The sequence below is a fragment of the Shewanella sp. P1-14-1 genome (genome assembly GCF_001401775.1).
Taxonomy (GTDB): Bacteria; Pseudomonadota; Gammaproteobacteria; order Enterobacterales; family Shewanellaceae; genus Shewanella; species Shewanella japonica.
This window is the reverse complement of record NZ_LKTL01000007.1, coordinates 81440-106073: the sequence shown is the minus strand read 5'-3', so window position 1 is coordinate 106073 and position 24634 is coordinate 81440. Positions and strand designations below refer to the sequence as shown.

The following is a 24634-nucleotide window of genomic DNA, read 5'->3' as shown; positions in this document are numbered from 1 at the left end:
GCTTAGTTTCTTATCGGCGCTAGTGCCGAGCGTAGTCCGTCACCCACTAAGTTGATGGATAAAACGGTAAACAAAATGGCAAGGCCTGGAATGGTGATTGTCCAAGGTGCAATGAGCAAACTGCTTAACCCTTGAAAAATCATTGAGCCCCATTCAGAGCTTGGGGCTTGAGCACCAAGGTTTAAAAAGCCTAATGCAGCAATATCAAGAATCGCCACCGAGATCGCAATGGTGGTTTGTATGATCACCACTTCCCATACATTGGGCATAATGACATACCAGAAAATTTGCAGTGAACTTGCACCATCCAACCTTGCAGCAGTGACGTACTCTTTTTGCAGTTCTTCATGAACCGCCTGGTGAATAGCTCTTACAAACTGTGGTGTTAATGCGATGCCAACAGCCCAAAAAACATTGCTTAACCCTGGGCCTGTAACTGCCACCACCAAGATAGCAAGTAGGAGTGATGGGATGGACAGTAGTGCATCAAATAGATGGCCAAGGATACTGGATTTTAATCCACGCATCATGCCTGACAAAGAGCCAATAATAAAACCCACGACTAATGCGCAGACAACAACGATAAGCGACATACCAAAAGTCAGTCGAACGCCATGTAAAATTCGGCTGAATAAGTCTCTGCCTAAGTCGTCAGTGCCGAGAAAATGGGAAACATGGCCTGTTGGATCCCAAGACGGTGGTAGTAATATCGCATTTGGATTTTGCATCTCAGGTTGAAAAGGAGCCAGCAAAGGGCCAAGGACGACAAGTATCAATAAGAAAATAACAGCCCACAAACCTGCAACAGCAAAGGGGTTACTAGCGAATGAACGCCATAACTCCCTTAAGGGGGAAGTGATCTGTTCCTCTTTATAGAGGTGATTAATTGGCATACATTTCTTTCCTATTAATTGGGTTAATAGAGGTATGCACAAGTTCGATCATAATACTTAAAAAGATAATCAATAACGAAACCGATAAAATCCCAGCTTGTATCACTGTGTAATCGCGCTGGTAAATACCATTGATAAGCCAAGAACCTACACCAGGCCATGAGAATATAACTTCAACAACGATACCATAGCTGGCAAATGAACCGAGCATTAACCCAAAGGCTTTCAGAACTGGAATAAGCGCATTGGGAAGGGCGTGCTTGATTAAAATACGGTAAGTATTTAACCCACGAGCCTCAGCTGCGCGGATATACGTTTGAGTCATAACAGTCATCATTGCTTGGCGAGTAATGCGAATGACGACAGTAAAGGGTAAGACTGCTAACGTTACTGCAGGTAATATGATATGTAAAAGTGCATCTTTAAAAGCTGACATACGATAGCTTTCTTCTGACAATAAAATATCAATCAACATGATCCGAGTAACGGGTTCTATTTCATATAGTAAATTTATCTGCCCGGAAATGGGTAACCACTCAAGCTGCACCCCAAACCATAGAGATAATGTCAATCCTAACCAGAATACAGGTATTGAATAGCCTGTTAGTGTTACGGCTAAAATACTACGTTGAATCGACTTACTTTTACTTAAAGACGCCAATACCCCCAAAGGGACGCCAAAGCAGATCGCAATGACTCCAGCAAACATAGACAGCTCAAACGAGGCGGGTAAAACGGCACTCAATTCGTCTGCGACACTTTGTTGAGAGTTGATGGATATACCGAAATTGCCACTTAAGCGCTGACTTAGGTAAGCAATAAATTGACTCAGTTGGTTACCATCGAGATTAAAATCTTCAGTGGCCTGAATTTGTTGCTCGGCTGTCGGAGTTTGAATACCTGTTAATGCATAACTTTTGTCTACAGGGAACATACCTGTGGCAAAAAATAGCACTGCTATCATGACTAATGAAGTGGCAAAAAATAGATTAATTCGTCGGAGTAGGTAGCGCCACATTAGCGAGTTTTCTCCTCATTAATTAATTGCACATTGGAGAAAGACATTCCGCCGTATGGGTTGACATTTTTAACTGCAACGTCGGTATTCTTAAGCAGTAGCTTCTGTGCATGAGCAAGATTTACCATAGGAACATTCTTGGTGATTAACGTCTCAGCTTGTCTATAAAGCCGCTTACGCTCTGACTTCACACGTGTTTCTTTTGCTTTGGCTAATATATTATCTAGTTCTGCAGAACACCAGCGAGAACGGTTATTGTTCGATTCTAATGCGCTGCAACTTAATAGAGGGGTAAAAAAGTTATCTGGATCAGTATTATCGGCATTCCAGCCAATCAGTACGGAATCATAATCACTGGAAATTAATTTCTGAGTAAATACACTCCAGTCATAGCTGACAATATTGACTTTAACACCGATATTGGCAAGGTCTGCTTGAATCAACTCGGCTGTTTTTAGTGCATTAGGATTGTAAATCCGCACCACTGGCATCGCCCAAATATCAAATGTTAAGTCCGTTACTCCTGCTTCATCCAGTAAATATTTGGCTTTTTCTGGGTCAAAATCATTAGCATCTTCAATTTCTGAATAAGCCCAGGATGCTGGTGGTAAAATACCTGTCGCGGCAACAGCTGTGTCATGGTACACCACATTAAGGATATTCTGTTTATCTACAGCATGGGCTAAAGCCTGGCGAACTCTGACATCATCTAAAGGAGGCTTTTGGGTGTTAAATGCCCAAAATGCAACATTAAGCCCCGGTTTTGTACTGACCTCTAGGTGCTTATGTTTGCTTATGACTTTAAGTTCATTGGCTTTAGGCAGGGCTGAGACTTGGCAGTCTTGAGTAATAATCTTGGCTAACCTTGCTTCGCTTTTAGGAGTAATATCAAATACAAGTAAATCTATTTCTGCATTTTTTCCCCAGTAATACTGATTGCGTTTAAAGCGAATGTAATCGTTTTTGACGTATTCAGCTAAATAAAACGGCCCAGTGCCAATGGCAAAATAATCTAGATTTTCAGGTGTGCCAGCCTCGAGTTGTTGCTCAGCATATTCAGCAGATAAAATTACGGCAAAGTCCGTGGCAAGATTAGATAAAAAAGAGGCATCTTTATAGGCAAGGTGAAAGATGACTTCATGGTCATTCACTTTTTCAATGTCAGTCACTAAGGTGGAAAAGTCGATACTTTGGAAAAAAGGATATCCGGTACGACTGACTAGATGGTAGGGATGTTCAATATTGATGATTCGCTCAAAAGAGAAAATGACATCATCCGCATTCATGTTGCGAGACGGGTTAAACAGTTCATTATATTGAAACTGTACGTTTTTACGTAAAGTGAAGTGATAACGTAAACCATCTTCTGATACGCGCCAGTCAGTGGCAAGAGATGGGATGTAATCAGAAGAGTCATTGTTGTATTCAATTAGGCGGTTATATAGCTGATGTGAACTTGCATCAATCGTCGTGCCTGATGTAATTAGTTGCGGGTTAAATGTTTCTGGATTTCCTTCTGAGCAATAAACTATCCCTGAAGGAACATTAAGCTCACCACAAGCTGTGACTAAAAAAGATAGTACACAGAGAAATGCTAATGGGTTCCAGCGTTCTGTATTTACACGCATTTTTTCATCATTTTATTTAGACTATAAGTGTCTATTTTAGCAGTGTTAATAACTTGGGAGCAAATATCATATTAAGCCTTCTCCAACAGATTATATTTTTTTAATATCCCACGTAGTTGATGATAGCTTAAGCCTAGTAACTCAGCAGTTTTCTTTTGATTAAATTGGCTTTCAGAAAGAGCACTTTTTAATAATTCAACTTCGTAGTTTTCTGTGTGTTCCTTAAAATTAATCGGGAAGGTTACTTTATTGTCTGCAGCATTATTGTTTGAATTACTAGGCTCCACATTAGTACCTTGTTCAGATGATGTTGGTGCATCATCAATCATATTTGGCTTAGCGATAGGTTCTTGCTGACGTTCTCGTGTTCTAACACGTTTTGTCGGGCGGTAAGGGGAAGCAAATGGATCTAAAATAATATGGTCAATTTCATCCCCTTCTGAGCCACGACGATAAACGCTTCGCTCGACCACGTTTTTAAGCTCGCGAATATTACCCGGCCATCGGTGACTCATTAGTTGCTCAATAGCCACAGGACTAAAACCACCAAAAAAGTCTAAATCAAGTTGTCTTGCCATACTGACTGCAAAATATTCCGCTAACGGCATGATATCTTCTGTACGACAGCGAAGCGGAGGTAAGGTAATGACGTCAAACGCCAGTCTATCGAGTAAATCTGCACGAAACTCACCATTTTCCGCCAAGGTTGGTAAGTCTTCATTTGCAGCACAAATTAAACGAACATTGGTTTGTACCGTTTTACTGCCACCAACACGTTCAAATTCACCATACTCAATAACACGTAGTAGTTTTTCTTGAATAAGACCAGAGGTATTAGCAAGCTCATCTAAAAATAACGTACCATCATCCGCACGTTCAAATCGGCCTTCATGTTTACCCTTAGCCCCAGTAAAAGCACCAGATTCATGGCCAAACAACTCACTCTCTAATAAAGATTCACTTAAAGAAGAACAGTTTAGTTTAATGAACTCTTGATCCCAGCGCGCAGATAGGTAATGTAATCGCTCGGCAATTAACTCTTTACCTGTACCACGTTCACCGATGATTAATACGGGTTTAGAAAGTGGGGCAACTTTAGACACGTGTTCTAAAACTTCTAAGAAAGCATTAGATTGTCCGATAAGATTGTCTTGCTCAAATTGTCTAGTCACTGTAATTTTTAGTCTAATACGCTAACAAGTGGTGAAAATCATAATAGTTGGCTAACGCACTAAAATAAAGAAAAAGTTAATTTTTTGGTTATATCATTGAAATATAATGTTTTTGTAAAGTTGGCACAGGTTGTGAATAATAAACTTCGACACTAACAAAATATTTGAGGGAAACATTATGGGAATCTTCTCACGCTTTGCAGATATCATTAATTCAAACATCAGCGCTTTATTAGATAAAGCAGAAGATCCAGAAAAAATGGTACGCCTGATTATTCAGGAAATGGAAGACACGCTGGTAGAGGTTCGTTCAACGTCTGCAAAAGTATTAGCAGAAAAGAAAGAATTACTCCGCCGTATCAGCCGAGTACAAGAACAAGTTATCGACTGGCAAGCAAAAGCAGAACTTGCTTTATCTAAAGATAGAGAAGACCTTGCGAAAGCGGCACTGGTTGAGAAACAAAAAACAGTGACCATGCTAGAAACACTTGAAATGGAGCTTCAAGTAGTTGAAGAGCATATTGCCCGTCTTAAGCAAGAAGTTGAACAACTTCAAGAGAAGCTTAATGATGCAAGAGCACGTCAAAAAACGATTATTATGCGCAAGCAAACTGCCTCTTCACGCCTAGAAGTGAAAAAGCAGCTTGATTCGAGCAAAATTGACGATGCGATGGCGAAGTTTGAAAACTACGAGCGCCGTGTAGAAGGCTTAGAGTCACAAGTAGAAGCTTATGACCTAGGTAAAAAAGGTAATCTGGCTGATGAGTTCGCAGCATTAGAAGCTGAAGACTCTGTTAATGAAGAGCTTGAAGCGTTAAAAGCGAAAGTTAAAGCAAAGTCAGCGCCTAAATCAAAAACTAAATCAGACAAGTAAACTTTTTTCAGAGGTGAGTTATGGATATGGATCTTCTTATTGCCCCAATTATCATTTTTTTAGTAATTGTGGCACCTATCTGGTTGGTTCTTCATTATCGCAGCAAGCGACAAGTGAGCCAGGGGCTCACTGAGGCGGAGTTTACTCAACTAAATGATTTAATTGCCCAAGCAGATAAAATGGGCCAGCGAATCGAAACATTGGAAGCTATTTTAGATACAGAAGCACCAGAATGGAGGGGAAAAGATGAGCAAAGCTAACGGTCGTACTTTATACCGTATTCCCAAAACTGGTAAGGTTTCAGGTGTATGTGCAGGGATTGCCGATTACTTTAACTTTGAAACCTGGTTGGTCCGTGTGTTGGCCATCTCAATATTTTTATTGGGTGGCGGAGGTCCGGTAATCGTCATATACATAGCACTATGGATGATTTTGGACATTAAACCAGAAGATACAACACATGCGAAAAACCACAAGGATATTGGAGTGAAAAAGAAGGTTTGGCAGGCTGGAGAACCCGCTAAACGAGCTTTACATGAAGTGAATAGTCAGTTTTATGCTTTAGAAATAAGACTGCAACGATTAGAACGCCATGTGACTTCTGATAATTTTGATTTAAAAAGAGAAATCAATAACTTGTAGTTTGCTGTATCAAGGTTGTTTTAGTTTAATCTAGTCGTGAGGCGCGTTTAAAAATATTGGTAATTAAGTTCATCATTATTGGCCTCGACTAATCATTCCAATGGGCGGTTTACCGCCCTTGAGTTTTTCTGCTTTCACCTTAATGTTATATTAATTCTTAACCACTTCTTGCAGCTGATGAATGCTATTTCATTGAATTTTGAGAGACAATATGAGCTTTATTGATCGTTCTATCAGTAAAATTTCTAAAAAGACCCAGCAAATTGTTCACCGAAGCACAGATAGGCATGTTCGTCTCGCTGTTACGGGATTATCTGGTGCAGGTAAAACAGCGTTTATTACTGGCTTAGTCAATCAGATGTTGCACGCGGGCAGTAATGTTAAAAATAACCCATTACCTTTATGGCAAGTGTCTCGAGAAAATAGGTTGATTGGTATTAAGCGAGCAATGCAGCCTGATCTTGCGATTGCTAGTTTTGATTATCAAGGAGCGATAAATGCGCTCACACAATTACCAGCCCAGTGGCCTGCATCAACCAGAAATATCTCCGAGCTTAGGTTAGCGATTAAATATCGCCCAAGAAAAGGGTTACTTGCTAAGTTAACCGAAACCGCCACCTTATACGTGGATATTGTTGATTATCCTGGAGAGTGGCTGCTCGATTTACCTATGCTTAAGCAATCGTATTCGCAATGGGTAGAATCACAAATTCAAGTAAAGAGTCGTTTGCAACATTCTGAACATTTTGTAGATTTTGAAGTCGCGCTCAATGCTCTAGCGCTCACCGAGACAGCTGATGAGCATAAATTAAAGCAAATTTCTGATTTATATCAAAAACTATTACTTGATTTGGTTCATCAACATGGTTTTTATCTTGCGCAGCCTGGCCGTATGTTACTGCCAGGTGAGTTTGCTGACACTCCGCTGCTGGCATTTTTCCCATTGATTAATTTAAGCTCGGATCAATTAGCGACACTTGAATCTGCTCCAGAAAACAGCTATTTCCAAGTGTTAAAAAACCGATATCAAGAATATGTATCCGTTGTTGTAAAGCCATTTTATCGTGATTATTTTGCCAGCTTCGATCGTCAATTAGTGTTGGTGGATTGTTTTAATGGCTTAAACAGTGGTAAAGCTCAATTTAAAGATATGGGCAATGCGCTAAATAGTATTGTTGAAAGCTTTCATTTTGGTCAATCAAGCCTGCTGAAGCGGTTGTTTTCCCCTAAAATTGATAAGTTATTATTTGCTGCGAGTAAAGTGGATAGAGTGACACGTGATCAACAAGGTCATGTGCTTAACTTATTGGGTGACTTATTAAAACACAGCCAACATTTTGCCAATTATGAGGGCTGCGAAGTCGAAACTATGGCGATTAGTGCAATTAAAGCCACACAACATGGCATGGTCACAACAGCAAGTGGCGAGCAAGAAGTGGTTAGGGGATTGGATCAAGGCAATAAGCTGCTAACAATATTCCCAGGTGAAGTGCCGCAAACCCTACCAGATGATAATTTTTGGCACCAGCAAGGGTTTAACTTTGTGTCATTTAATCCACCTAAAATTACTCAGTCATCAATATCAGACCCGCGTTTTGAGCATATTCGTTTAGATCACTTGCTGCAGTTTTTACTTGGGGACAAATTACAATAATGAACCAGTCAAACGAGACGCAATCGAACACACCATTAAAAAAACAGCAGGTTTTTAGTACTGATTCTGTTGAAGGGCAAACTGATGTTAAGCCAAGTCAATCCTTTGAAGAAGTTGAGTTTATTTGTGAAAGTGCACTGACGGAATTGGCTGAAGATATTGATATCCTTGAGGCTAAGTCATCACCCAAGCGCTGGTCGTTACTTGCAAAGCTTTCTTTAGTCGGCATGTTAGCTATGGTGATTGTTCAAACAATTTTAGGCTTGAATAATGCGCTTACACAAAGCCCATGGCTATTTGGGTTTTATATGTCTGTTACGGGCGTTGTTTGCGCGTGGGCTCTGAGCATTACGCTGTCGGAATGGCGAAAACTGACAGCACTGCGAGGGGTTGCAGATGCTCAAGAAGTCGGTGAGCGGCTGGGTCAAAGTATGCAAAGAGGTGAAGCTAAGGGGTTCATCGACCCCTTGATTCAGCAATACCCTGACTCTAAAGGTAAGCAACAATACCTTGCGATAAATTCTCAGGAACATAATGACGCTGAAATGGTCATGCTGTTTGATGACTTAGCGGTGATTGAGCGTGATGAGCAAGCAAAACAAGTTGTGAGCCGCTTTGCTGCTGAATCTGCACTTTTGCTAGCTGCAAGCCCACTTGCTGTTTTGGATATGGCAATAATATTGTGGCGTAATCAACGAATGATTAATGCAATCGCAGATATTTACGGTATCGAACTTGGCTACTGGAGCAGAATAAAACTTATCAGAAGTATCATCGTCAATATTGTGTACACGGGTACAACAGAAGTCGTAACGGATTTAGGTACACAGCTACTATCCGTTGAAATGACCGGAAAACTCTCAGCAAGACTTGCACAAGGTTTAGGGGGGGGCTTGTTAACCGCTAGATTGGGCTATCAGGCGATGAACCTATGTCGTCCTCTTAAATTTAAAGAGTCTAACCGACCTAAGCTCGGGCAGATACATCAGCAGCTTCTGGGTGAATTGAAGCGTTTTTCGACTTCGGTTCTCAGCTCTTCGAAAGACAAAGTCGAATCAGAGCCACGTTAACGGTACAAAAATAGGGTTAAGTTGAGTAAAATTTGACCTGTTGTGATTTTTGACTACAGTTTTATGACAGTTATTTAGTTATTACTTAAGTAGCTGCAGTGTCGATCAAGGAATTAAGGAAGCAGATCGACTTAATATAGGACTAAAGGAGTTCAACATGAAACACTCATTTTTAGTGGGCGTTGTATGCGCCTGCGCACTTTCTGTGATGTACCAATCCCCCTTACATGCAAAGCAAGTGGATAGCACAGCTAAACAGGTTGCCGCTCAACATGACACTGTTAAGCAGACTAGCTCTAAAATGGCTAAGGTTAATATCAATAAAGCCAGCGCGGCTGAATTACAGCAGTTGAAAGGGATTGGCGAATCTAAGGCAAAGGCCATTGTCGATTACCGTGCTAAAAATGGTAAGTTCAGTAATCTTAATCAATTGACTCAAGTAGCGGGTATTGGTGACAAGCTGGTGGAACAAAATGCGAAACAAATCAGTTTTTAACTCGCTTTAAAAAAGCACAAAAGTAAAAGGGAGCGTTTGCTCCCTTTTTTATCGCTAATTTATAACCAATTTAATTTGTTTGTTGTCGCTGAAAGGACTGACTTATTGAGCGTTAAGCTGCTGACCATTAACATTCTTTGCATCATCGCCCATTAAATATAAATATACTGGCATGATGTCTTGAGCTGTTTTTAAGGTTAATGGATCTTCCCCAGGATAAGCTTTTGCTCTCATTTCTGTGCGAGTTGCACCTGGGTTAATACTATTAACACGAACATTGGTGCCTTCACACTCATGTGCTAAAACTTCCATCATGCCTTCAGTAGCAAATTTTGAAAAAGCATATGGCCCCCAATAAGCTCGCCCTTTACGGCCAACACTACTAGAAGTAAACACCAATGAAGCAGAAGGGGCAGAGCGCATAATTGGCAGTAATGCTTTAGTCATAATCACTTGAGATATAACGTTAATTTTCATCACATCTTCAAGAGACGCTAAGTCAATGTGCTCAAACGGACCTAAAGCGCCCAGTAAGCTGGCATTATGTAGTACGCCATCAAGGTGACCAAATTGTTCAGCGATGGTATCAGCCATATCTTTATAGTTTTGCTCTGTGGCTCCTTTTAAGTCTAAAGGGACGATGGCAGGTTTTGGATAACCAGCTTGTTCTATTTCATCATAAACGGCTTCTAATTTTTTGACTGTTTTACCTAGTAATATGACAGTAGCACCATGTTTTGCAAAATTAATTGCTGCAACACGACCTATCCCAGCACCAGCGCCAGTAACAAGAATTGTTTTATTTTTTAGTAAATCTTTTTTAGCTTGATATTCCAACATGGTTCAATTTTTCCTTCGGCCGCAAAAGCACGTCAAATCTAGATTCGAACAAAAGATAAACGTTCGTTTTAAACAAATGACTGATAAATGTTAACGTGTAGCACTTTCGCATGTAACAAATATGTAGCTAACTCAATAATTTTACGTTAACTTGAGATGAGTTAAGGACAAAAATATGTCCTTATGGTCATGTGTTTACGCTATTGTGACCAATTTTTGGGGAAATTAAAATTATTACAACAAGATTTGGGGAAAAAAGATGAAAAGACTCATATTGGGTGTTGCTATTGCATCTGCTCTTGGGCTCAGCGGCTGTAGTGAAGATAGTACAAATGAAGCAAAAGATTCTGTCGAGCCACTCATTCCATTCTCGCAAATGGTATTTGATCCTGCAGCAGGTGAAGTGCCATTACCAAATGACCTTTTATTTAACGGTACAACAGATGGAACGTTAGCGATTCCTGGTGAAGACGGTATTGACTATGTTGACCCAACTCTTGCCTTAGGTGCATTAGATGGTTGGTCTACAACATCTCCAATTTCAATCACTGTGGATCTTGCGACTGATAATTCAGGTGAGATGTTAACAATCGATGCCGCTTCTGTTTTCCAAGCTGGCGCTGTGCTCCTATTTGAAGCAACTGTTGGTGGCGCATTATCAACTGATCCAGAGTGTTCAGATGCGTTAACACTTTCAGCATGTAAGATTGGCGCAGAACTTCAGTTTGGCGTTGACTTCATCGCGCAAGCTTCAGGTAACACAATTGCCATTGTGCCGCTTAAAGCCTTAAAACCTAATCAATCATATATTTATGCAACGACGGATCTTATTCAAGATTCTGCAGGTCGTTCTATTGAGCCATCGAGTACTTATACATTACTTAAACTCGATATTGACACTAAGCCGTTAGAAACTGATGAGCAACTTTTACTTCAAGGTTTAGTGAATAGCTACGAGAAAGGGTTAGCTGCTGAACACGGTGTAGATGCTGAAACTATTTCTTATTCAGGTTTATTCACTACGCAGTCTGTTGCAGATGTTTACGAGACAACTAAATTGTTAATGGCTTCAAGCGATCCATACAAGCCTGCATTTGTTCAGCCTCCAATGCCAATGGATAACGGAATCGGTGGTGTGGTTACTGTGGCGCAAGCGGCAGGTTTAACGGTTGAAGATGGCCTTGCTTATGTCGTTTCTGACATAGCAGAAATTTATACTGCAGTAGTTCGTATGCCTATTTACGGTGATTGTTCTTCTGCTAGTTGTACAATTCCGATTGTTGATGGTGCACCGACAGCGCCAAATGGTCGTTGGCATGCTTATGGTGATAGTCCTGTTTCAGTATTATTAGCACTTGATTCTGGCTCAATGAGTGTTGCTAACTTTAGTTCTCAAGCTGTCGCTCAAGGCGTTGACCCAGCTGCTGCGCTGCAAAATCCTGCGCTTATGGCAGGTAAAATTTGGAAGTTAGACGACGGTACTGATGCCGATCCAACTAAACATTTAACCAAGTTTAACCCTATCCCAGCCATAATGGGCTATGAAGACGTTACAGTTCAGATCACCTTACCAAATGCGGCTAAATTGGCGGCATTTAGTGCACAAGCTGGATTACCTTTTGCTGCACCGACGAATGGTTGGCCAACGGTTATGGCTTTACATGGTCTTGGTGGAACTAAGCAAATGGCATTAGCGTACGCTGGTACTTATGCTGCAGCTGGTGTTGCGACGATTGCGATTGATATGCCACTTCATGGCGATCGCTCATACGATGCAACAGGTAATGGCGTTTACGACATCTCGGCAACGAGCGAGTTGTTTGGTCCTCAGTATGCCAACGGTAACCCATTAGTTTTTGTCAATGTGGCGAGTACGCTTACTGTGCGTGATAACTTCCGTCAAGCAACCCTTGATCATTTAAGTTTACGTCTACTGTTAACAGGTATGTATACAGAAATTGCTCAAGCGGGTGGTCAGCAAGTATTTGATATCAGTAAAATCAGTGCACAAGGCTTAAGCTTAGGTGGCATTGTAGGTACGACGTTATCAACGTACGCTTCAACTGGTTTAGTTGACCCTACAACGGGTACTGAATTACCTAATGCTTATGGTATTAATGCGGCATCATTAGTGGCACCAGCAGGTGGTCTAGCAGGTTCATTTGCTGGTTCAGCTACTTTTGGACCAGTATTATTTGATACTGTGACAGGTACTGAAGCATTCATGGAGTTAGTTGAAGAAGCTAATGAAGCGGGCTATGAGCCTGGTACACCTGAGTATGAAGCACTAGTTCAAGCCGTTTACTCTGCCTTCATTCCAACATTCGCTTTCGCAGTACAAACGGCGGTTGACTCAGCAGACCCATTAAACCATGCAGCAGCACTTGCTGATACACAATTACCTGTGCACCTTATTGAAGTCGCAGGAGATGGTGCGGGTAACTTACCTGATCAAGTATTACCTAATATGGTTGAAGGTTTCCCATTATCAGGTACTGAGCCGTTAATCTCTGGTTTAGGTCTAGGTTGTGTCAGTTCAACTAATGCAGGTTCTGGTGTTGTTCGTTTCGCTAAAGGTCATCACAGCTCGCTAGTGAGCCCTGATGAAATTGATGGCGTCACTGATGGCATGGCTGCACTAGCAACAGTTGAAATGCAATCTCAAGTTGCTGCTTTTGCCAAGACTGCAGGCTTAGGGGCTGCGACGATTCTTGTTGATAATCCTGATGTGCTTGTACCTTGTAGCTAATTAATGATATTTCATCGTTAATTGATTAAAAACCCAGCACTAGCTGGGTTTTTTATTGTCTACATGGTTTAAGTTCCTGCTAAGATAGCGCTAATAACGTTTTTCTTTATGGAGTGTATTTTGGAGTTTTTATCTGAGTACGGCATGTTTCTCGCTAAAGCCGTCACTATCGTTGTCGCCATCCTTGCAGTTGTCATTGTTGTTTTAGCTAGCAGCATGAAACAAAAAGCAGACAAAGGTGAGCTAAAGTTAACGAACATGACCGATGAGCTTAAACAGCTAGAAAAAGAGTTAAAGGAAGAACTGCTCTCTAAAAAACAATACAAGGCTTACGAAAAGCAAGTAAAAGCTGACGAAAAAGCGGCTGAAAAAGATGAAACAACGCCGTCAAAGGTGTTTGTTATCGACTTTAAAGGCAGCATTGATGCTGGCGAAGTTGCTTCTTTACGTGAGGAAATCACTGCGATTTTAACCATAGCAGAAAAAGATGACCAAGTATTAGTGAATGTCGAAAGTGGCGGTGGCATGGTCCATGGCTATGGGTTGGCATCAAGTCAGCTAGATAGATTAAAACAAGCCAATATTCCACTGACAATTTGTATTGATAAAGTGGCTGCCAGTGGTGGTTACATGATGGCATGTGTCGCAGATAAAGTTTATGCCGCTCCTTTTGCTATCGTTGGTTCTATTGGCGTTGTTGCGCAATTACCAAACTTTAGTCGTTTACTTAAAAAACATGATATCGACTATGAGCAGCATACAGCTGGTGACTTTAAACGCACATTAACTGTGTTTGGTGAGAATACAGATGAGGGTCGTGAGAAGTTTCAAGAAGAGCTTGAAGAAACTCATGTTTTATTCAAAGAGTTTGTGAGTAAATATCGCCCCGAAATGGATATTGCTAAGGTCGCAACTGGTGAGCATTGGTATGGTCAGCAAGCTATTGAGCTAGGGTTAATTGATGCTATTTCTACCAGTGATGACGTTATTTTGAGTTTAGTTAAAGAGCATCAAGTTATTAAAATTAAATATCAAATGAAGAAAAAGCTCGCTGATAAAATCGCACATGGAGCGTCATTATCGGTTGATGGTGTTATTAATCGTTTGATGGAACGCGAAAGCACAATTAAATAACAAGGGTATAAATGCAACAAGAGTCAGGATATAAAGCCAATATGATGGTGGGTGACCAATGTTATCCCGCTTTTGAATTGAGAAATTTACTGAACTTTATTGAAACTCACCTCGGTGAGAGTGTTGCTAATGAAATATACCAGCAACTGGGCTTAGGGCCATCGGAACTCAGCGCTATGCAGTTTGTTTATGTATGGCAAGTTGAGTTTGCGATGGAGCAATTACGCACTTTAAGCCCAGAACATGAAATCGGCGCTAGACTAGGGGCAAGTTACCAAGTTTCAACGCTCGATGTATTACTTCCTTTCTTTGACCAGTTCACTACCTTGGGTGAATGCTTAACGTTTGTCATTAAAAATCCCGATCTTGCTGGCAGTTTCGCCGATACACTTATACGAGTAGAAGACTCAACACTTTGGATACGCTGGCTTAATACGGGGAAAGTCTCTGCAGATAAATTTTCTTTTCAGTTTCAACATAGCGTATGTGCGTTATTGGGTGCTGCAAGGCAACTCGTTAAAGCGTCAGTAAATATTGACGAAATTCATTTTGCCTCTGCGCCGCATGCCACAGTTTTTTTGAGCCAAATTACTGGGGCCCAAATGACGTTTGATTGTGATTTTTTTGAATGGGGGATCAATCTTGATGTGTTGAAAACGCCGCTTGATTATCAATTTGATCAACTTTCTCAAATAGTGGTACCTGATGGTATTTCTTTCATTGACGAGGTGTTAACTCATATACGAGCTTGTATGCCGACTCCCCCCAAATTAGAACCCTTTGCATCAACCATGCATATGAGTGATCGAAGCCTAAGGCGAAAGCTATCCGCTGCTGGCACGACTTATCAAAAATTAGTCGATCAAGTGAGATGCCAAGCAGCAATTAACCTTATTTTAGCTGATGAACTGCCTATTGAAGATATTGCTGAAACCCTTGGTTATGGCGATGTTAGTCATTTTAGGCAGAGTTTTAAGCATTGGTTAGGTTATCCTCCTGGACATTTTTTAAGGCTTAACCAGTTACACATGGAGTAATCCCGTTTTACTCACAAAGCCCAATGGTCGGCGACATACTATCTATCCAACGTTTGATTAACTCTGTTCCCTCGGTATGAATGATTTCTCGCCCTATTGGTGGCATCCTATCTTTTGGCGCATTTAAGCGCTGGCGATAATGAACAATTGAGCGCTCTCCATTTCCGGGAACAATATCGTAAGCCAAACCATTTGGCCCACCATCCCAGCCAGGAGGTTGCTTACATACACCGTATTCGAATGAAGTATGGTCGACGTTATAATTCAGTCTTAAACCAGAAATACTGGCAAAGCCGCCCTCGTGATGACAATGAGCACAATTGATATCTAAATAACCTTTGGCACGATTTGTTAAAGAGGCGGAACTATCATGCAAAGGGTAAGACTTATCGACTGTGTCGAGTGCCGGCATACTGCTGAGTAACTCTTTTTCAACCCATAAGGTTAATTGATTTTGTATACCCGTTTGTGTTGCTATTTCTCGATTGAGTAAGTGGGCTTTAAGACCGATAGGATGAATAATACTGGTGTCCAAATGTGTTGTTTGATGACAAATTTTACACTCAACTTTACTGGGGATAGCGTAGTCAAAGCTAATGGACTCGCCTTGATTATTAAGCGTATGTGCCACTTTAGCACCTGCAATTATTAATTCGGCTTTGTCATCTGCCTGCCATTGGTAAGCAAGGGCAGTCCAGCCTGTTTCTCGATGGATTAATAGTCTTGTTTCGATTAACTTTTCGTTATCTTCGCCTGTTGCTTGTGTATCAAAAGGCAAAGCGAATGTTTTAACTAACACGCTGCCTATTGGCAAATCAAAAACCTGCTCTGGCATGTAAGTTAATTGCTGGTTGTCAGGTACGAATAGGAAACGGTATTTACTGGCATAATTGGAGAATAATTCCGTTGATAATTGATATGCTATTCCAGGTTCTGTCGGTGATTGAGTGGGGATACTAGGGTCGGTAAATAAGCCGTAATCACTTAATTGAGGGCAGTCTTTAGCCATTAATGCCGCCCAATTTAGCTCAGTACTGGTTCGCAAACAAACATCATTAGAATCATCTGGCTGAGCGGGAGTCGTTGGTGTTGTATCTGGGAGTGATGGGGTTGTTGAGCTGGTATCTGTGTCACTTGAGTTTGAGCCGCCACATGCCATTAATGTGAAAGCGGTCATTATGATTAACAGCTTTATGAATAATTTTTTCTGAATGAATAAAGGACAATGCGGCATCGAGAGTATCCTAGTGTTAGCGGTGGCTTGAATTGGATGTTGCTGGTTTAATGCAGTGGGTTAATAAATTGCGGATGAAAAGAAGAGGATGAAACTCGCTCATCCTCTATAGATTACTGCTAGTCTAAGAACAAGACGCAGCAGGTAGTCGCTTGATCCATTCGCTAATAAGTGCCACACCTTCATCATGGGACAAGCTACGACCAATTTCTGGCATTCTATCACCTGGGTCATTGGTCTCCATACGGAAGTGCAAGATACTCTCTTCAGGCTTACCTGGCACAACATCATAGCCTAAACTGCCACCGCCATAGGCAACAGGAGACTTACACGTGCCGTGCGAGAAACCTGCGTCATCGTCATAACTTCTCCAATACTCTAATTTAAGACCTGTATTAGATGCATTACCTTCGGGGCGATGACAATGCGCACAGTTAATGTCTAAGTAACCTTTAGCTGCTGCCATGAGTTCAGTATCTGACATTGATGCAATATTTAATTCATCGCCATCTTGATATTCTGGAACTTTATCTACATCGGCTATGTTAGGTACCCCTTGTAATATTCCTGCTGCTTGCCATTTAGATAGTTGGTTCATGACGCCATCACTGTAGGCATAATCACGATTTAAGTGACGAGCTTTTGGACCAATAGGCATGAACACCGCATTACTGTCGGCATCAGGTTTGAATTGGTGGCATTGCTTACATTGATTCATGCTCGGTACAACATAATCAAAGTTTAACATTTCTCCATTATGCGTGACTTGCTTACCTTGGATAGCACCAGCTTTTGCCAACATGGCATCAGATTTATCGGCTTTCCATACATAAGGTAGGGCGCTCCAACCTGTTTCGCGATGGATAAGCAAACGGGTTTCAATCACATCTTCATTCGCAAAGCCGCGGTTATTAGTGTTTTGCGGTAAGGCAAACGTTTTACTGATGACAGTCCCTACAGGGAAGTCAAAAGACTCATTCTCTGTGTAATCGGCTTTGGTGCCATCAGGTAAATATACAAAGCGATATTTAGTGGCATGGTCAGTAAATAAAGGCGTGTTAAGATCGTACGGTAAACCGTTCGAGTTTGGCGACGCTGTTGGGTTGGTCATATCTGCAAATAAGTTGTAGTCCGATAACTTAGGGCAGTTAGCTTTTAGTAAAGCATCCCAGCTGACGTTATCACCAGATGCAGTACATAGGCTCAGATCCCCATCGCCTTCAAGGCCACCTTCACCTTCGCCAATAGAGCCGCCTCCACCGATTAAGTTTCCGCCATCACAGCCTTCAGTATCATCATCCACACCACAACCAAATATTTCATCACCGAAAGTCACAGTGTGAACCGGTAGGCTGACTTGGGCACAATTCATTAAGTCTGTTTGTGTTTTTTCATATAAGACGTCAGCGATGTTCATGTCTGTATTACTATTGGCAAATAACCGTCCTAAACTTACATCACCATTATTTTGGGCACAGACATTATCGCTTCCATCAGGGTTGAATGGTGTTTCTTGTAGCCCTAGGTATGCAGCGGTGCCATTATTTGACAACATTTCACCCAAACCATCATATAAAATACCCGGTAATGCGCCATGGGTTAGTACATAAGCTTTGATAATGTCTTCAATTAAATAACCTTTTGGTTTTTGGCCATAATCTGTGATGACATTGTCATGGATTGAAATATTTCGAGGAGTAGGGCGCCAACCATCATCGATGGCTTGGCCCGGTTGACCGTAATTTCCGACAAAGGTACTGATATCGGGCTCGGCAATGAAAAAGCTTGAAATGGTGAGACCAACAGTGTCGTGGTTAGTGATTTCGTTATTGAAAATTTCGACATCATCGGTGGACAACACAATCACCCCTGTGCCGGGTGGTACGATATGAACACCAGCTGGATTAGAGGATGCATTAGCAAAGTTTAAGGTATTGTTATCGTATACTTTGTTGTTAAAAATACGAACACTTGACCCATAGCGGTGGTTATTAATTGGTAGGTCAAATACTAAAATACCGCCTGTGTTGCCCATAGCTTCATTGTCATAAACATCAGCATATTTTGAGTTTTCAATTTCAATACCGGCAACGTTTTCTTTTGCTATGTTTCGACGGACAACGATGTACTGTGATTGCCCGACATAAATACCGGCATCGGCACTACCTCGTACATAAGTGTCTTCGATTAAAATGTTTTCACACTCAACAGGGTAAAGGCCATAAGCACCATTTCCCTCATCTAACTCACCTTCCCATACAGTTGCAAGGCGACGTAAAATTATGCCGTTGGTATTTTTGAGTTTAATACCGTTATTTTTTGCTTCATTTACTGATAAGTCTTGAATAATGATGTTGACGGCATTTTGAACGAATATGCCATCACCCGAATTGGCTTCTGAAAAATCTAAAACGGTTTCGTCTTGCCCATAGCCCATGATGGTAATGTTTTTAGCAAAACTGCCATCGCCGTCGACATCACCATCAAACAATAATGTTGATTCTATTATAAAATTACCTTTTGGAAGGACAATGACATCGTTACTCTGGGCATTAATTAAGGCTTCTTGAATACTGATGGTGAGATTATCACCTGCTTCAACCATTATTGCCCCTTCTGGGAAAGTGGGGCCAGTTTCTGCTGGTGGCTGAACGACGGATGGGGTTTCGGTAACGGTTGGTTCATCATCATCTGAACCGCAACCACTTAGGTTTAGCGTAACGGCTGTTGCTACAAGGGTAGGTACCAGCCAAGGCATTTTCTTGTTGAACATAGCATCTCCTGCTTTTTATTATATCTTCCTACTCCTATCTGTTCCGCCGATGGAGTGGATACGATTAGATTCGTATGACTCCAACATGCCTTGTTTGTTATTTGTTAATCAATGTGAAATCTGGCCACATTTTTATAACATATGTTTTTTGGTTCTATGAATGACTTGTTTTGAAAATGGATTATTCAACAAAAACGACAGCCAATGCTGTCGTTTTAAATAATCTACTAATTAGCTTACTTTTAAGTTAGATAGCAGCAATCAGTAATTAAGGTTGCCGATATTACGCTTTATAACTTAAATGCTGATGGAAGCGAACAATCACATCAATGTGTTCTTTATCCATATCAAATTGATTGGTGAACTGACGAATCGCATCTTGAACTTGATTCATAAAGCGGCCATAGCCTTCATCTTTTTGGTCTTCTTTAGCTGCGACAATAACAAAGCGGATAGCTTCAGCAAGCTTAGTGTCATCCCAATGGCAAATAGGGTCTGGTGCTGCATTACTTGGGTCAAAGCCAACCATTTGGAATTCTGCAGTGCTGTTTAGCTGCTCGTATTTACTGTTTCTGACGAGAGGCACTTTACCATTAGCGACCATGGCAACACGGTTTAATTTATTATCGCTGGTTGCTTTGATGAAGTGGTCAGCAACACGTTGATATTTTTCACCAAAACTAGTCGCATTTTCTGCTGCTAATTGCTTTTTGATTCGACGCCCCATCGGTAAGCTGACCGTGACGTAGTTAAGCGCGCTAACCGACTCAGGTAGGTTACACTCACGGCGTTTATAGCGACTATCTACAGCACGTAGTTTGTAAGCATAGGATTCTTTTAAGCCTTTTGCTTTGGCAAAAAAGTCATAAGAGATGTGCTGGTGGTCTCGTATTTTTGTTGGTACACCTTGAACTGGTAATAGCGGCTTGATCTCAGCTAAAAACTGTTGAACTTTGGCGTGAAACTCAGCTGAATGACTTCGTAGTTCGGTACCTGTTGCAAGAAAAACCACTTTTAGCTTTTTAGCTCGGTAACCAGGCAAAGTATGAAGACGATTTGCTTCATGATGTGCAGGGTTGTAGAAAAAGCGTAATTGCTCTTCTGTTGTTAAGCAATAAGCCTCACTGTGAAAACGCACCATAGGGAGTTTATCGCTTGCAACCACATGAACATTAAACAGTTCATATTTATCAGCGACTTGAAAAACTAATTTACTAAACTCTTGATAGCAATTAGTTAAATCACTATATGACGCTAATAATTCATCAGTTAGGGTAAAGCCAACAGTAATATATTGATTTTTACGGGTGGCGGTCGGTAAATACACTTTCTTTTGACGACTGACGGACATAATGTTTCCTTTTAGCCATAGGGTGTTACCAATTTAGATGACAAGCAAAGTAAGTGCTTTGCATCATTGGTATTTATAACGTTTTAAACAAATCCATTTAACATCCAGTTTAATCATTAAAGCTTAAAATAAAATTACTTTTTTAGACTTTTTAAGTGATTTTGAATGAAATATTTTAACCTTTGTTACTTTTTAAGTGCATTAATGATCCAGGGTTGCATCCATTGCGTAATTCGAGGTTGAGCTTCAACATTTGGATGAATGCCATCACGTTGCATTAAGTCAGGGTTTGGTGCTATTTCTAACATGAAAAAAGGCACTAATTCGATATCGAATTCATCAGCTAATTGATGATAGACATCATTGAACATGCTGGTATATCTTGGACCGTAATTAGGTGGCACCATAATCTCTGTTAATAAAACCTTTGCCCCGTTATCTTGAGACAACTCAATGATTTTTGTAAGATTTGATTTCAGCTTATTTGGAGGGAATCCTCGAAGGCCATCATTGCCTCCAAGCTCTACGACAACAAGGTCAAATGCGCTAGAGTCCAGTAAGCTTGGGAGTCTACGCAAACCGCCAGCGGTGGTTTCTCCGCTAACTGAGCCGTTAATAATGTCATGTTCAGGGTATTGATTACGTAACAATTGTACCCAACCTTGCTCTTCCGACATGCCATAACCTGCGCTTAGACTATCACCTAAGATTAAAATCGTGGCAGCATAGCTAGAAGTTGAAATAAACATTGTTGAAACAACAACCATTAACGCCGCAGAACGCAGGCGTTTAGCCGATAAAAATAAGAAGGATCGTATGTCGACTACTTTTGCAAATAATTCCAGTGCCATTAACGTTACTAACCTCAAAAAAACAGTGGTGACCCAAGAGGGAGAGCTTACTATCCTCAATGGCATTAATATGGATGTCAAGCAAGGTGACAGTATTGCGATTCTCGGCCCATCAGGTTCAGGGAAATCAACCTTATTAGGTTTGCTTGCAGCGCTTGATACACCTACATCTGGAGAAATACTCCTTGATGGACAGGCGTTGTCGGGATTAAACGAAGAACAAAAAGCGGCACTTAGAAAACAAAAAGTCAGCTTTATTTTCCAGTCTTTCATGTTAGTCGACACACTCACAGCGTTAGAAAATGTCATGCTACCAGCAGAACTTGCTGGCGTGGCTCAAGCTCGCGAAAAAGCCGAGCAGATGCTCGAGCGTGTCGGGCTTTCTCATCGTTTAACACATTTACCAAAACAATTATCTGGCGGTGAGCAACAACGTGTAGCGATCGCTCGTGCGTTTATTTGTGAGCCCAAAGTATTATTTGCAGATGAGCCGACAGGAAACCTGGATAGTGCTAATGGCGACAAAATCGCAGACATGTTATTTGCCTTAAACCAAGAAAGTGATACCACGCTGGTATTAGTGACTCATGATTTGGAGCTAGCCAAGCGTTGTAAGCGACAATTAGTGATGGAAAGTGGTCATTTATCAGAACCAAATGCTGAGTCAGATATCTCTGAGAGCCATGTTAATCATGCTGACGAGATTTCTGAGGAGGTTAGCTAATGGAATTACAATTAGCTTGGCGCTTATTTAAACGAGAATTGATGCAAGGGCAACTAGTACTCATTGTATTGGCGATAACCTTGGCCGTGTTATCGGTGAGCGGTTTAGCAAGAGTCAGTGAGCGTTTACAAGTCGCTATTAATGGTGAAGCGGCTAATTTTATTGCTGCAGATCGTATTATTGATTCTCCTGTGCCTCTGTCTGAGCAAGTGCTCAACATAGCTGAATCACTGAATATTCAACATGTGACAAACATGAAATTCAACTCGATGGTGTATTCGGGTGATAATTTTCAACTGGTGACAATTAAAGCGGTGGGTGACGGGTATCCATTGCGTGGAGAAATAGAATTATCATCAGGCGTTACCCAAGGACTGCCAAAGACTGGTGAAGCATGGTATGAAAATAGATTAGGTGGCTTATTGGGCTATCCGACCACACTGGAGCTGGGTAATACTGAACTTAATTTATCTGCCGAAATCAGCCGATTACCCGATGCTGGCTTTAATCCCTTTGCCTCTTCACCAGTGCTGTTAATGCGTTTAGATGATGTTGAAGCTACTGGTATTATTCAACCTGGTAGCCGTGTCAGTTATGTATACCAATTTTCTGGTGAGGCCGCGGCGTTAACCCAATTTGAAACCCAAGCTAAACCACTGCTGAATAACAGTCAGCGCTGGACTGATGTGCAATCTGGGGATTCACCTATTGCATCAGCCGTTAAACGTGCTGAGCGATTTTTATTATTAGCGAGTTTATTAGGTATTGCGCTTGCCTGTGCAGCTATTGGTATTGCTGCACAGCGTTATTGCCTACGTCATTATGACGTTGTTGCGATGCTAAAAACGTTTGGCGCATCTGCAAAGCAAATTCGAATGCTGTTTGGTGCCCATCTATTGCTGGTTACTGTAGTGGGGATCGTATTAGGGTTAATTGGTGGCGTAATGTTAGATTTAGCCATCAATCAATTCTTGCCTGCTGAAATTGCTGCTTACTCTCCCCCCTATTCAAGACCCTTGTTACTTGGCGTGAGTACCGGATTGATCAGCGCATTTATGTTCTCTGCCTACCCATTAATGCGACTATTAGCCATTCCACCTTTACGGGTGCTTCAGCGTCAATTAGAAGGGTTACAATTTGGCATGTGGCTCCACTTGCTATTGAGCCTTGGTGCGATGGCCTTACTGGGATATTTATATTCAAAAAGCATTGCGTTAACTATGACCGTGGTGCTGGCGGTATTACTTTTAGGTGTGTTACTCAGTGTGCTTGGATTTGTGATGATCCGTTTAGGCCATAGTGTTGGTATGAAAACCACCAACCCGTTTCAGTTAGCACTTGCAGGCCTTAGACGTCGAGCAAGACAAAATGCGGTTCAATTAGTCGGTTTTAGTAGTGCGCTTGTTTTGTTATTAACAATTTTGGCTCTCAGACAAGATTTGTTAAATGAATGGCAAAAGCAGTTGCCTGAAAATGCACCTAATTACTTTTTGGTCAATATTGCTCCTGAAGACACTAAACCATTGGATGATTTTTTAACAACGCACAATATTAATGCAACTGATATTTATCCTGTGATCCGTGGCCGTTTAACCCATATCAACGATGAGGAACTGATTTCTCGTCAAGAAGAGAAAGACGGAGTTGAAGGACGTGTTGGGATTTCACGTGAACTGAATCTGACGTATCGTGAAACACTTCCGCCTAATAATGAAATCATTGAAGGAACGTTTAACCAAGCTGATGATGAGGTGTCAGTTGAGGCCGAAGTTGCTGAACGCTTAGGTTTATCCCTTGGTGACACTATGACTTATACGATTGATAATCAAGAGTTTAGTGTTAAGGTTGCCAGTTTTAGGCAAGTGCAATGGGAAACCTTACAGCCAAATTTCTTTATGATTTTCAGGCCTAAAGCATTAGAGCCGTTTTCTTATACTTCTATGGCAAGTTTTCATCTTAATGATGAAGATTTGCAAGCGAATGGCAGTGAATTAACGGCGAATGGAGTCGTGCTGCAATTAATCCAGCAATTCCCTACGATATCAGTGATTGATGTCGGGGCTATGGTGGGGCAGTTACGTCAAATCATTGAGCAAGTGTCGCTATCCTTATCTTTAGTGCTTGCGTTAGTATTATTGGCAAGTGCCTTGGTGTTAATCGCGCAAACTGAAGCGGGAATGGCCACTAGACAACGTGAATTGGCGGTGTTAAGAACATTTGGTGCATCTGGATGGTTACTGCGCTCTGCAACCGGTTTGGAGTTTGCCTTATTGGGCGCAATAGCGGGTATATTGGCGGTGATTGTTGCTGAATTCACCCTTTATATGCTTAAAACACAAGTTTTTGAATTAGTTGTATACATGCACTGGCCTTGGTGGGCAATTGCACCTTTATCCGGTGCAGCTGTGGTTGCCACTTTAGGTATGTGGCGTTGTAGGCAGCTATTGAATCGCTCGTGCAGTGATTTACTAAAAGCGGGCTGATGTCCCTTTTA

The 24634-nt window shown here is 41.3% G+C and carries 20 protein-coding genes; 11 read left to right on the top strand and 9 right to left on the bottom strand.

The window, feature by feature from the left end:
• Positions 1-2 precede the first annotated feature (2 nt).
• From AN944_RS06885 to pspF, 4 genes are all read right to left on the bottom strand, one after another.
• Entirely contained in the window at positions 3-893 is an 891-nt protein-coding gene (locus AN944_RS06885) for an ABC transporter permease subunit (protein WP_055023865.1), read from the bottom strand.
• On the bottom strand, positions 883-1911 hold the full coding sequence (locus tag AN944_RS06880; protein WP_055023864.1) for an ABC transporter permease: 1029 nt from the start codon (positions 1909-1911) through the stop codon (positions 883-885). Before AN944_RS06880 ends, AN944_RS06885 begins: the two co-directional genes overlap by 11 nt.
• Positions 1911-3539, bottom strand: a complete 1629-nt coding sequence (locus AN944_RS06875; RefSeq protein WP_055023863.1) for an ABC transporter substrate-binding protein — start codon at positions 3537-3539, stop codon at positions 1911-1913. Before AN944_RS06875 ends, AN944_RS06880 begins: the two co-directional genes overlap by 1 nt.
• A 71-nt stretch (positions 3540-3610) precedes the next feature.
• Positions 3611-4711: a phage shock protein operon transcriptional activator gene (pspF, locus tag AN944_RS06870; RefSeq protein ID WP_055023862.1), complete on the bottom strand. Its 1101-nt coding sequence runs from the start codon at positions 4709-4711 to the stop codon at positions 3611-3613.
• A 178-nt stretch (positions 4712-4889) separates the two neighbouring features.
• Here pspF and pspA point away from each other — a divergent pair, with 178 nt between their 5' ends.
• The 6 genes from pspA to AN944_RS06840 all read left to right on the top strand — a co-directional run bounded on the left by pspA (position 4890) and on the right by AN944_RS06840 (position 9447).
• Positions 4890-5585, top strand: coding sequence for a phage shock protein PspA (pspA, locus tag AN944_RS06865; protein ID WP_055023861.1), 696 nt, complete (start codon positions 4890-4892; stop codon positions 5583-5585).
• A gap of 20 nt (positions 5586-5605) precedes the next feature.
• Positions 5606-5845 (top strand): envelope stress response membrane protein PspB, encoded by a 240-nt coding sequence (gene pspB, locus AN944_RS06860; RefSeq protein ID WP_119968372.1) that lies wholly within the window; start codon positions 5606-5608, stop codon positions 5843-5845.
• The gene (gene pspC, locus AN944_RS06855) at positions 5832-6227 is read left to right on the top strand and encodes an envelope stress response membrane protein PspC (protein WP_055023860.1); all 396 of its coding nucleotides are present in this window, start codon (positions 5832-5834) and stop codon (positions 6225-6227) included. Before pspB ends, pspC begins: the two co-directional genes overlap by 14 nt.
• Before the next feature lie 211 nt (positions 6228-6438).
• Positions 6439-7881 (top strand): YcjX family protein, encoded by a 1443-nt coding sequence (locus AN944_RS06850; RefSeq protein WP_055023859.1) that lies wholly within the window; start codon positions 6439-6441, stop codon positions 7879-7881.
• Entirely contained in the window at positions 7881-8951 is a 1071-nt protein-coding gene (locus tag AN944_RS06845) for a TIGR01620 family protein (protein ID WP_055023858.1), read from the top strand. Before AN944_RS06850 ends, AN944_RS06845 begins: the two co-directional genes overlap by 1 nt.
• Positions 8952-9108: 157 nt before the next feature.
• Positions 9109-9447, top strand: coding sequence for a ComEA family DNA-binding protein (locus AN944_RS06840; RefSeq protein ID WP_055023857.1), 339 nt, complete (start codon positions 9109-9111; stop codon positions 9445-9447).
• Between the two features lie 102 nt (positions 9448-9549).
• Here the strand turns inward: AN944_RS06840 and AN944_RS06835 are convergent, their stop codons facing one another.
• The gene (locus AN944_RS06835) at positions 9550-10287 is read right to left on the bottom strand and encodes a YciK family oxidoreductase (RefSeq protein ID WP_055023856.1); all 738 of its coding nucleotides are present in this window, start codon (positions 10285-10287) and stop codon (positions 9550-9552) included.
• A gap of 259 nt (positions 10288-10546) precedes the next feature.
• On the opposite strand from AN944_RS06835, the gene AN944_RS06830 reads away from it, so the two are divergent.
• From AN944_RS06830 to AN944_RS06820, 3 genes are all read left to right on the top strand, one after another.
• Entirely contained in the window at positions 10547-13036 is a 2490-nt protein-coding gene (locus AN944_RS06830; RefSeq protein WP_055023855.1) for a VolA/Pla-1 family phospholipase, read from the top strand.
• A 120-nt stretch (positions 13037-13156) separates the two neighbouring features.
• A complete protein-coding gene (gene sohB / locus AN944_RS06825; RefSeq protein ID WP_055023854.1) occupies positions 13157-14170 on the top strand; it encodes a protease SohB in 1014 nt (337 codons plus the stop codon).
• An 11-nt stretch (positions 14171-14181) separates the two neighbouring features.
• Positions 14182-15207, top strand: a complete 1026-nt coding sequence (locus AN944_RS06820) for an AraC family transcriptional regulator (RefSeq protein ID WP_055023853.1) — start codon at positions 14182-14184, stop codon at positions 15205-15207.
• Between the two features lie 7 nt (positions 15208-15214).
• Here the strand turns inward: AN944_RS06820 and AN944_RS06815 are convergent, their stop codons facing one another.
• The 4 genes from AN944_RS06815 to AN944_RS06800 all read right to left on the bottom strand — a co-directional run bounded on the left by AN944_RS06815 (position 15215) and on the right by AN944_RS06800 (position 21332).
• Complete coding sequence (locus AN944_RS06815; RefSeq protein ID WP_235530865.1) at positions 15215-16384, bottom strand: SO2930 family diheme c-type cytochrome; 1170 nt, start codon at positions 16382-16384, stop codon at positions 15215-15217.
• Positions 16385-16565: 181 nt separating this feature from the next.
• The gene (locus AN944_RS06810; protein ID WP_055023851.1) at positions 16566-19214 is read right to left on the bottom strand and encodes a parallel beta-helix domain-containing protein; all 2649 of its coding nucleotides are present in this window, start codon (positions 19212-19214) and stop codon (positions 16566-16568) included.
• Between the two features lie 283 nt (positions 19215-19497).
• Positions 19498-20565, bottom strand: a complete 1068-nt coding sequence (locus tag AN944_RS06805; RefSeq protein ID WP_055023850.1) for a DUF3083 family protein — start codon at positions 20563-20565, stop codon at positions 19498-19500.
• A gap of 185 nt (positions 20566-20750) precedes the next feature.
• Entirely contained in the window at positions 20751-21332 is a 582-nt protein-coding gene (locus AN944_RS06800; RefSeq protein WP_055023849.1) for an arylesterase, read from the bottom strand.
• Positions 21333-21381: 49 nt separating this feature from the next.
• Here AN944_RS06800 and AN944_RS06795 point away from each other — a divergent pair, with 49 nt between their 5' ends.
• Entirely contained in the window at positions 21382-22140 is a 759-nt protein-coding gene (locus AN944_RS06795) for an ABC transporter ATP-binding protein (RefSeq protein WP_055023848.1), read from the top strand.
• Positions 22140-24623, top strand: a complete 2484-nt coding sequence (locus AN944_RS06790) for an ABC transporter permease (protein ID WP_055023847.1) — start codon at positions 22140-22142, stop codon at positions 24621-24623. The genes AN944_RS06795 and AN944_RS06790 overlap by 1 nt, the downstream gene beginning before the upstream one ends.
• Positions 24624-24634: the final 11 nt, after the last annotated feature.